Consider the following 9,916-nt stretch of genomic DNA (forward strand, 5'->3'; position numbering starts at 1 on the left):
GAACAATTTTCTGACCTTGTTCAGTATAGGAAAAACTATGAAAATTATTATGGGATAGAAGTGGAGAGGTAAAAAGCTATAAGCGTTGCTTACATTTATTAAAAAAACTTGACATAATTCGTTTACAATAGTAAACTTATTTTGAGCATATTTGTTTACATCTGTAAACGAGGAGGTGGAAAGGAAAATGAGCACAATAGAACTTAATACTTATATCACAGATGCAGAATGGGAAGTCATGCGTGTAGTTTGGGCAAATGATAGAGTAACTAGTAAAAAAGTCATTTCCGTATTGAAAGAAAAAATGGATTGGACACAATCCACTATCAAAACGATCTTAGGTCGATTAGTTGAAAAAGGCGTACTAAATACAGAGCAAGAGGGTAGAAAGTTTATTTACACTGCCAATATTGAAGAGAAAGAAGCCGTAATGGATTATGCAGAAGATATTTTTAACCGTATTTGCAATAAGAAAGTCGGAAATGTAATAGGAAGCATCATTGAAGATCATGTTTTAAGCTTCGATGATATAGATCGACTAGAAAAAATATTAGAGATGAAAAAAGCTTTCGCAGTAGAAGAAGTGGATTGCAATTGTCCAGAAGGACAATGCAAATGTCATTTACATCATCATTAAGAATAAGGAGGAATTTAAAATGAACAATAACAACAAATATTCATCCCACAGTCATCATAATCATGGCGACATGGATCATTCAAAACATGAGCACGTAAGCACGGAAGAACATGGAGACCATAAGGATCAACATCAAGAACATCATGCTGGGCATGATCACAGCGGGCACAATGGGCATGATCACAGCGGTCACAATGGGCATGATCACAGCGGACACAGTGGGCATGACCACCATCATCACGGTAACTTTAAGGAACTTTTCTTAAAATCATTGCCAATAGGAATCATTATTATGCTCTTATCCCCTATGGCTGGGTTTGACCTACCATTCCAGTTTACTTTTCCATATTCTGATATTGTAGTAGCTATTTTATCTACTATATTAATTATTTATGGTGGACGTCCATTCTATCAAGGGGCAGTTGACGAATTTAAACAAAAAAAACCTGGAATGATGGCCCTCGTTTCTTTAGGTTTAAGTGTTTCATATTTATATAGTATTTATACTGTAATAGCAAGCTACGTAACAGGTGAACAAATTATGGATTTTTTCTTTGAATTTGCTTCATTACTATTAATCATGTTATTAGGTCACTGGATTGAGATGAAAGCTATTGGAGAAGCAGGAGATGCACAAGAAGAACTGGCTAAGCTAGTACCAAAAGATGCTCATGTAGTATTAGATGACGATTCAATAGAAACACGACCAGTTGCTGACTTAAAGGTAGGTGATTTAATTCGAGTTCAAGCTGGAGAAAATGTGCCAGCAGATGGAACTATCGAGCGTGGAGAATCACGTCTAAATGAAGCTCTTTTGACTGGAGAATCAAAAGCAGTTAAAAAAGGTCCTGGCGATGAAGTAATCGGAGGCTCAACAAATGGAGAAGGGGTTCTTTATATTAAAGTGAATGAGACAGGTGATCAATCCTTCATCTCTCAAGTTCAGAATTTAATCAGCCAAGCTCAAAGTCAGCCTTCCAGAGCAGAAAATATTGCTCAAAAGGTTGCAGGATGGCTCTTCTATATTGCGGTCATTGTCGCACTAATAGCTTTTGTAGTATGGACGCTTATAGCGGACATCCCAACGGCAGTAAAATTTGCTATCACAACATTAGTTATAGCTTGTCCTCACGCTTTGGGTCTAGCTATTCCATTGGTAACCGCTCGTAGCACAAGCTTAGGGGCAAGTCGTGGCTTACTAGTAAAAGACCGAGAATCTTTAGAAATAGCTCAAGATGCAGATGTGATGATTTTAGATAAGACAGGTACTTTAACAACAGGTGAGTTTAAAGTATTAGATGTAAAACTTCTTAATGAAAAATATACAAAAGAAGAAATCATTTCACTATTGGCAGGTATTGAAGGAGGGTCTAGTCACCCTATTGCTCAATCAATTATAAGCTTCGCCGACCAAGAAGGTATAAGTCCAGTATCCTTTGATTCCATTGATGTAATTTCCGGTGCTGGCGTAGAAGGTAAAGCCAATGGGCACCAATACCAATTAATCAGTCAAAAAGCATACGGACGTAATCTAGATATGGATATTCCAAAAGGAGCAACCCTCAGTGTCTTAGTAGAAAACGATGATGCCATTGGTGCTGTAGCTTTGGGGGATGAATTAAAAGCAACCAGTAAAGAGTTAATAGAAGCTCTTAAAAATAACAATATAGAGCCAATTATGGCAACAGGTGATAATGAAAAAGCGGCTCAAGGAGCGGCAGAAGATTTAGGGATTGAATATAGATCAAATCAATCTCCGCAAGACAAATATGAGTTAGTAAAAACACTTAAAGAAGAAGGAAAAAAAGTTATCATGGTAGGTGACGGTGTCAATGATGCTCCTTCTCTTGCCTTAGCAGATGTTGGTATAGCTGTAGGTGCTGGAACCCAAGTGGCATTGGATTCAGCTGATGTCATCTTGACTCAATCTGATCCAGGAGATATTGAATCATTCATTGAATTAGCACACAAAACAACTCGTAAAATGAAACAAAACCTCTTTTGGGGAGCCGGTTATAACTTTATAGCTATCCCTCTAGCTGCAGGAATTTTGGCCCCTTTTGGTTTCACATTAAGTCCTGCAGTAGGAGCAATTCTAATGTCTGTGTCAACAGTCTTAGTTGCAATTAATGCTATTTTATTAAGATTAGATCCGAAAAAATGACAATTAACATATAGAATAATTGAAACTCCTTAAAGTATCAAGATACAATAGTTTTACAGGAGAAAAAGAGATGTAAGTACTGGCTCTTTGTAAAATTGTGTTGGTAGAAGTAGACGATTTTTCTACCAACACGATTTTTAATTTATTATAGAACTGATTTCTTTTAAAATCCTAAAAGCCACCTATTTCGACAGTTTTATAGCTTGTTATTCTATTTTCTTGACAATAATACCACCGTCTCCACATGTGTCGTATCCTGAAATAGCTTTAAATTATTTTTCTGTATCACTACTTAAATTTGTAATTTTAGAGTTTTTTTGTTTGATAAAAGTATTAAATTTTCTAAGCCTAATTTATTTAAAACAAAACTGCTATGAGTTGAAATAATTATTTGACTAGATTCCTTATTACTATTTTCTTGTAGAATATCAATTAAATTATTCATGTTAGAAGATGACAAATGGTTTTCTGGCTCTTCAATTAAAATTATTTTATCTTTATTTGTATTAATATTATTTAAAGCAAGTTCAGTTTTTAATAAGCATTGTAGCCCTCTACCAGCATTGGAATATGGAATACTATCAAATTCCGTTATCATACTTGATTCCCATTGACTTATATTCAATAATATCTCCAATATCACATTGAAAATACTCACAAATCTTTCCTAATGTTTCTAGACTTACATTTTCGTCTCTTCCCATTTTTGCTATTATCTTGGGTGTTGTTGCGATTGCACATTGTAAGTCTGTTTTTTTCATATTTTTATCTATTAATAACTTCCATAATTTGTTATATGAAAATCCCATATCATTCTCCAATTCTATATTTTACCTTTCTAAATGTATAGATTAACTATCTAATGAGAGCATATAATACAGATTCCTTTCAATTATATGATTTATTGCGTTAAACTTAGCAAAAAAAATAAAGGCAGTCCGAAAATTGCCGATATTTATCTCTCTGCACCTTTGCTATGGTCTTTCTTATTTGACTTAAGTTTGCCCTCTGCCTTAAAGCTATTTATTTGCCCTAATATGGACTTTTTATCCTTGTATTGATCCTTACTTGTTCTTTTGCTTTTAATAGCTTAGAAGACAGAATACGAACATTTTATGTTCCCTTTCATTGTTGCCAATATTAGTTTTTACTTCTCCGAAGATTTTAACAAAATCTCCTCGTTTCAAGTTTCTAAATCTTTTGTCTTATATCCATAGGCTGGATAATTACCAAGTAATATATTTAGATTTAAACCTACAAAGCAAAAAGTAAAAATGAACTAAATTCGAAGTAAGATTAATTTGAAAACTGGATAAACAAGATTAAGAGATATTATATTAAAACAAATATTTCTCCGGTACTGGGACTGGGACGGGACTAAAAATTTGAAAACGTCCTATAATTAGATGGATTTAGTGATACTCTAAAAAATAGATTCCAGTATTTTGAATGGTTTGGGATATATCGAACGTTTGGAAAAGAAGAATGGGAGTAAAAACATCGCAAGCGATGTTTTTAAATCAGCCCCATATATCGAGCACGAAGTGCGAAGATAGATGGATGGCTGCCCTTCTGCAGCAAAATAAAAAAAGCGTGACCGAGTAGGGAGCACTTTTTTTATTTTGTCGCTGAATGGGAATTGAAAATTACGAAGTGATTTTCAAGTATGATACAGACTCTATCAAACGAAGAGAATTAAAAATGGCTACTGGTACTCAAATGGTACTGGAAGTAAAAAAGAATAAATTGAATAATAGTTCCAAGTGGTTTACATTTGGACAAAAAATAAGACCGTAGTTTCAATCTGCGGTCTTTTTGCGTACATATTATGAGGATTAATTTATTTAGATATCTCAAATGGCTACTTTCAAATGTAACAAATAACATAAATCAGATTGCAAAAGCAACTAATACCACTGGTGTTATTTACAAAAATGAAATTGAATCAATGAATAAACAAATAGAAAAATTATCAAAGAGATATGAGATATACATTCCCTACTTCTTAATAAATCAAAAGAAAGTTATGGTATTTAGTATGGCAATTACAAAAATATATCCTATAAAATAAGCTCTAAATTTAGAAGTAGATTATATTACTAAAAGTGAAAAAACTTATGAAAGTGCTTTTAAAAAGATATACAAACACCACACACATAAAATTCATAAATGCAAGAAAAAAGAATACCCCTATTCTTGAGTATTCTTTACTGGCAACAGTATGCTGACTTTAGCACCACATTCATCAGTTCTATTTTCTAAAACAAGATTTCCTCCATGCATATTGATAATTTGTTCGGCAACAAATAATCCTATACCGTAGTTTTCTTTTGAATGCCTACTTTTGTCTCCTTGGTAGAATTGATCTGTTGCATATAATAGATCTTCACTTGAAAATCCGTGTCCTTGGTCTACTATTGATATTTGAAGCTCATCAGCTTTGGAACATATAAGTAACTTAATAGTTGAGCTTTTGGGACTTTGCTCCTCGGCATTACTTAAAATATTTAGAAAGGCTCGTTCAAAATTTTTTAAATCTACTATTAAAAAATCATCATCATAGTTAATATCTTCTAAAAGATTTAACTTATAAGTTGATGTAAATTCTTTAGCAAGTTTTTCAATGTTTTCTACAAATTCTTTTGCTCTAATTTGGGTAAAGTTCAATTCATTTACTTGATTAGATTTATTAACAAGCATTAAAGTTTGGATATATTTATCAATACGGCTTGTGTTTTTTCTAATATAATTTAGATATGTTTGCTGTTCTTCTGTTAGCTTTGTTTCTCCTAATAATTCTGAGTTTCCCTTTATAATTGAAACTGGAGTTTTTATATCATGGCTTAATGCTGAAATCTGATTTCTTTTTTTCTCTTCCTCTCTCCAATTTGTTCTTAAAGATTCACTTAATCCTACTTTCATTTTTTCTAAACTATCTAATATGACATTAAATTCCTGGATATTTGACTTTTTAACTTGAAAGTCCAAGTTTTGTTTTCCGATTTCTTCCGAAGCTTCTAACAAAGGATTTAATTCTTTTGATATTTTCTTTGCCCAAATTAATGTGATAGTAATAACACTAATAAAACAAAATATTATCAGTAAGATTAGTAATAAAACATTTATTTGTGGTAGATTTTTTTGCATCCAAGGACTTTTATAAAAAGGCTTTAGGTCATAAGCTACAAGTACATATCCATCAGATCTTTGTATTTCCATAAAGGATAAGTTTGAATTAGAATTAACAGATCCCTTATGATAGTTAAAGGCTATATCTTGGATATTCTTATTCATATTTGTTTCTATAACTTTTTCGTCTTTTGATAGAAATAGATAAGATGTATTATCTGGAAGTAATGATTTTTCGAAATTTTTTGAAGTGGCAATATCTGTCCTTTTTTCAAGAATTAAATTCTCAGTATAGTTCGCAGGAAATATCCACTTAAATTGATAAGAAGCGGATATAAAAGCTAGGATTAATAAAACGGAGATTGCTAGACCTAGCCCAATACTTAACAAATATTTAAAAAGTATATTTTTAAGAGATTGACCTTTTGATTTTAATTCCATTTATATCCTATTCCCCATACTGTTTCAATTGGATTTTTTCCATATTTTTGAAACTTTGCCCTAATATTTTTTATATGTTCTGATATTGCAGATGCATCTCCTATACCATCAAATCCAAAGATAAGCTCATATATTTGCTCTCTTGAAAATACTTGTCCTTTTCTTTTTGCTAGTAATTCTGAAATCTGATACTCAGATTTTGTCAAATGAACTTTTTTATCTCCTACAAAAACTTCATTGGAAGATAAATCAAATCGAATTTCACCAAGATTTAAACTAGTGTGTCGTTCTCTTTTTTCTCGTCTTAAATGTGCTTCAACACGAGCTAACAATTCTGCTGCACCGAATGGTTTTGTGATGTAATCATCACCACCAATTAATAAGCCTTCAACTATATCTTCTTCCATAGTTTTCGCTGTTAAAAAAAGAATAGGGCAGTCTACTTTATTGCGAATTTCTTTGCAAAAATTAATACCGTTAATACCTGGCATCATAATATCAAGTAGAATCAAGTCATATTTACTAAGTTTACTATTATCAATCTCTAAAGGATTTTGATATACATCGACCTCATGATTGTTCTTTTTCAAAATATTTTTTATTAGTTCAAGCATATCTAACTCATCATCAACTGCAAGAATTAAAGACATTTTATCACCTCCTAATTTTAAATTAAAAACTTTTATTCACTAATAGATTTCCCATCCCACTTATTAAACCAAATAATTGAGGAAATAAATAAGATTAAGATAACAAACAAGGCTATAAAGCTCCAAATTCTAAACTCCTTATAAAAATAGGAAGGATCCGAAACTTTGCCCATAATAATATACATAGCTGGAAGTCTAGATGACCAGGTACAAGGAATAAAATACCAAATACTATCGCCAATGACAGTCATTGAAAGTAAAGCAACCAATGTTTCTAAAAAACCCAATCCAATAGATACACCACTACTTAATACGATTGATACCCAAAGATGTATCATGTATAGAGAAAGGCTGCTAATAACAATTAGGGAAAATTCAATAAGCCAATCTAAGGTATTTTGATAACCAGTTAGTACTGCAAAAATTATAATAGCTAAAGCAAGAGAAATAACAAATCCCAATTCTAATACAAGGAGTTTTCCTATATAGGCTTTGCTTCTAGATTTTGTAGTAGATAAAAGCACTTGAAATTTCCCAGCACTCATTTCCATATCAACTACTTTTGAACTTATCAAACTTAATATTATTGGCATTACCGCTCCTAAAAGTACAAAATAAGTTTGTATTATATCGCTTTCTTCAAAATTTTTTAATCCTGTGGTTTTTAATGCCACATAAAATAGTAAAGAATAGGCTATAGGTAAGACTATGTGAATCCAAGGAAGCCAGGTGCCTTTAATTTTGTATATTTCTGATTTTATTATATTTATCATTATTTTACCTCTTGTTTTGAAAACCATTTTGCACTTATCATTGTTAGTAAGGTAAATAGACATATAGATAAAATACAAGGAATAAGTAACGATGTGTTTGATACCATTGGATTTGATGCTTCCGTCAAAACACCACTTGGTAGAATATGCATAACAGGAATCATTAACCTAATTCCCCAAGAATATGGGCAATAAATCCAAAAAGCACTGTCAGACAACAAGATTCCTGCTCCTAAACCTAATACTGCATTTACTGCAATACTTGCGATAAAGCCAAATTTTTTTGCCAAGAAAAAACATAGAGGGACTTGCCAAATATTAGTTATTATTAGTAAGAAACTTGCAAATAGTAATGTGGAAAATCCATAGTTTGGTATTAATTGCTCTCCAAGAAAAAATTGAAAAATATACACTCCTAGCATATGAATTATAGCAGCAATACTCATATAAATAAATGCTGTGATTATCTTTGAAACCCATAACTTTTTGAGATTAATATTTAGAGGGAAAACTGCTCTGTAGTTTAATTTCCTACTTTCTTTTCTATCCATCATTGCTGGGATTAAGGCAAAAGTTGTAGGCATTATTATGACGTACCACCAGTTATAGGAATTAGCAGTGAAATAACTTGGCATAAGAAAGAGTGACAATAAGATTAAAGTCATTGGCATAATAACTAATAACTTCTTCAAGAAAGTGCCCTTATGTTTTAAATTTTCTGCAAGGATATAAGATATCATTTTTTAAACTCCCATTCCACTTTTTATAACATTCATAAAAAGTTCTTCTAAATTGTCATTATGATTAATAATGTTTTGATATTGCAATTTTCCATTATTAATAATCCCAATATGGTCAGCAGTTTGTTCAACTTCTGCTAAAATATGACTAGACAAAATAACGGATATTCCTTTTTCTGGGAAAGATCTTATTAAATCACGCAATTCCTGAATTCCTAGAGGATCAAGTCCGTTTGTTGGTTCATCTAAAATCAAAAGCTTAGGATTATTTAATAAGGCAATGGCGATTCCTAGTCTTTGTTTCATGCCTATTGAAAACTGACCACTTTTCTTTTTGCCAGTATCTTTTAAACTAACTATTTCCAAAACTTCATCAATTCTGGAATCTGGTAATCCTAATAGGAGTGTCCTTACTTTTAAATTTTCCCTAGCCGATAAGTTATCATACAAGGCAGGCATTTCTATCAAGGCACCAATATCTGATAAATCGTCACGACTCCACTCATGACCTTCAAAAAAGATTTGACCAGATGTTTTATGAATCATTCCAGTAATCATCTTCAATGTAGTCGATTTACCTGCTCCGTTAGGTCCTAGCAATCCATAGATAGAGTTCTTTTTTATTTTTAAAGAAATATTATCTACAGCTTTTTGATTACCAAAGGTTTTAGTAAGATTTTTTGTTTCTAATATCAATTTGTCCATAAATGAACCTCCTCTTCATTTTATAAACTTAGTATAAAATACAAATTTAAGGATTCCATAAGGAAGATAAGATTCTTTAAAAAATTAACATATTGTTTTTATCCTAAAAGTAGACATATTCTCCGGTACTGGGACTGGGATGGGACTAAAAATTTGAAAACGTCCCATAATTAGATGGATTGAGTGATATCTGGAAAGCTGATGTTGCAGTAAAGATTTGGCTATTTTCCAATACCAGCTTCGAACTGGCCTTTAAGTTTTTAGCTTTAATTTGTGAGCGGTTCACCTATAAGAGGTGAATAAATATGATATAATATAGTAGATTGAATGTAGATTTTAAACTTACAAGGCTGAGAAGTCTATGCAAAACTTTGGTGTGATTATTTTTGGAAGGTCAATAGCATGATGTCACTCTTTACAGCAAACGATATCATGGACTTTTTATGCTTTTCTTGCATGATTTTTATAAAATAGATCTCATCCTTGCACTTTTATAAGCACTTATAATCGGAGGGAAGAAGTATGAAGAGAAGAATTAGAGAGTTTATGGTCAAGCTATTTTCCTTGACCCTAGCCATTACCATGTGCATACCGACCAATGTCTATGCCATATCTATGGCAAAAAAGCCAAAACAAATGCCAACATCAATAAGAATAGCAGACTCAGGAGAAAAAAA

General features: G+C 32.0%; 9 protein-coding genes and 2 pseudogenes. 4 read left to right on the top strand and 7 right to left on the bottom strand.

Features of this window, described 5'->3' with window-relative positions; translation table 11 throughout:
* The 3 genes and pseudogenes from HMPREF0077_RS10880 to HMPREF0077_RS05365 all read left to right on the top strand — a co-directional run.
* Positions 1-72 (top strand): annotated as a pseudogene (locus HMPREF0077_RS10880) (relaxase); the annotation flags it as partial.
* 115 nt (positions 73-187) lie between these two features.
* Positions 188-637, top strand: a complete 450-nt coding sequence (locus tag HMPREF0077_RS05360; RefSeq protein WP_004836956.1) for a CopY/TcrY family copper transport repressor — start codon at positions 188-190, stop codon at positions 635-637.
* Between the two features lie 19 nt (positions 638-656).
* Complete coding sequence (locus HMPREF0077_RS05365) at positions 657-2,801, top strand: copper-translocating P-type ATPase (RefSeq protein WP_040349495.1); 2,145 nt, start codon at positions 657-659, stop codon at positions 2,799-2,801.
* 292 nt (positions 2,802-3,093) lie between these two features.
* On the opposite strand, the gene HMPREF0077_RS05370 is transcribed toward HMPREF0077_RS05365, so the two are convergent.
* Both HMPREF0077_RS05370 and HMPREF0077_RS05375 read right to left on the bottom strand, forming a co-directional pair.
* Positions 3,094-3,399 (bottom strand): AAA family ATPase, encoded by a 306-nt coding sequence (locus tag HMPREF0077_RS05370; protein ID WP_211204682.1) that lies wholly within the window; start codon positions 3,397-3,399, stop codon positions 3,094-3,096.
* On the bottom strand, positions 3,383-3,610 hold the full coding sequence (locus HMPREF0077_RS05375; protein ID WP_004836959.1) for a helix-turn-helix domain-containing protein: 228 nt from the start codon (positions 3,608-3,610) through the stop codon (positions 3,383-3,385). The genes HMPREF0077_RS05370 and HMPREF0077_RS05375 overlap by 17 nt, the downstream gene beginning before the upstream one ends.
* 1,034 nt (positions 3,611-4,644) lie before the next feature.
* Here HMPREF0077_RS05375 and HMPREF0077_RS10450 point away from each other — a divergent pair.
* Positions 4,645-4,838, top strand: a pseudogene (locus HMPREF0077_RS10450) (MobC domain-containing protein); the annotation flags it as partial.
* 153 nt (positions 4,839-4,991) lie between these two features.
* Here HMPREF0077_RS10450 and HMPREF0077_RS05380 read toward each other — a convergent pair.
* Genes HMPREF0077_RS05380 through HMPREF0077_RS05400 form a run of 5 tightly spaced genes read right to left on the bottom strand, consistent with a single transcriptional unit; the run spans position 4,992 to position 9,239 of the window.
* On the bottom strand, positions 4,992-6,371 hold the full coding sequence (locus HMPREF0077_RS05380; protein ID WP_004836963.1) for a sensor histidine kinase: 1,380 nt from the start codon (positions 6,369-6,371) through the stop codon (positions 4,992-4,994).
* Positions 6,362-7,021, bottom strand: coding sequence for a response regulator transcription factor (locus HMPREF0077_RS05385; protein ID WP_004836964.1), 660 nt, complete (start codon positions 7,019-7,021; stop codon positions 6,362-6,364). Before HMPREF0077_RS05385 ends, HMPREF0077_RS05380 begins: the two co-directional genes overlap by 10 nt.
* 32 nt (positions 7,022-7,053) lie before the next feature.
* Entirely contained in the window at positions 7,054-7,794 is a 741-nt protein-coding gene (locus HMPREF0077_RS05390; RefSeq protein WP_040349496.1) for a lantibiotic immunity ABC transporter MutG family permease subunit, read from the bottom strand.
* A complete protein-coding gene (locus HMPREF0077_RS05395) occupies positions 7,794-8,534 on the bottom strand; it encodes a lantibiotic immunity ABC transporter MutE/EpiE family permease subunit (RefSeq protein WP_004836966.1) in 741 nt (246 codons plus the stop codon). Before HMPREF0077_RS05395 ends, HMPREF0077_RS05390 begins: the two co-directional genes overlap by 1 nt.
* A 3-nt stretch (positions 8,535-8,537) precedes the next feature.
* The gene (locus HMPREF0077_RS05400) at positions 8,538-9,239 is read right to left on the bottom strand and encodes a lantibiotic protection ABC transporter ATP-binding protein (RefSeq protein WP_004836967.1); all 702 of its coding nucleotides are present in this window, start codon (positions 9,237-9,239) and stop codon (positions 8,538-8,540) included.
* Between the last annotated feature and the right edge of the window lie 677 nt (positions 9,240-9,916).

It is taken from the genome of Anaerococcus tetradius ATCC 35098 (assembly GCF_000159095.1).
Classification (GTDB): domain Bacteria; phylum Bacillota; class Clostridia; order Tissierellales; family Peptoniphilaceae; genus Anaerococcus; species Anaerococcus tetradius.

Bases quoted from the DNA above. Each gene is read 5' to 3' on its own strand.
- HMPREF0077_RS05360 (WP_004836956.1), top strand. From the start codon at position 188: ATGAGCACAATAGAACTTAATACTTATATCACAGATGCAGAATGGGAA.
- HMPREF0077_RS05365 (WP_040349495.1), top strand. From the start codon at position 657: ATGAACAATAACAACAAATATTCATCCCACAGTCATCATAATCATGGC.
- HMPREF0077_RS05370 (WP_211204682.1), bottom strand. From the start codon at position 3,399: ATGATAACGGAATTTGATAGTATTCCATATTCCAATGCTGGTAGAGGG.
- HMPREF0077_RS05375 (WP_004836959.1), bottom strand. From the start codon at position 3,610: ATGGGATTTTCATATAACAAATTATGGAAGTTATTAATAGATAAAAAT.
- HMPREF0077_RS05380 (WP_004836963.1), bottom strand. From the start codon at position 6,371: ATGGAATTAAAATCAAAAGGTCAATCTCTTAAAAATATACTTTTTAAA.
- HMPREF0077_RS05385 (WP_004836964.1), bottom strand. From the start codon at position 7,021: ATGTCTTTAATTCTTGCAGTTGATGATGAGTTAGATATGCTTGAACTA.
- HMPREF0077_RS05390 (WP_040349496.1), bottom strand. From the start codon at position 7,794: ATGATAAATATAATAAAATCAGAAATATACAAAATTAAAGGCACCTGG.
- HMPREF0077_RS05395 (WP_004836966.1), bottom strand. From the start codon at position 8,534: ATGATATCTTATATCCTTGCAGAAAATTTAAAACATAAGGGCACTTTC.
- HMPREF0077_RS05400 (WP_004836967.1), bottom strand. From the start codon at position 9,239: ATGGACAAATTGATATTAGAAACAAAAAATCTTACTAAAACCTTTGGT.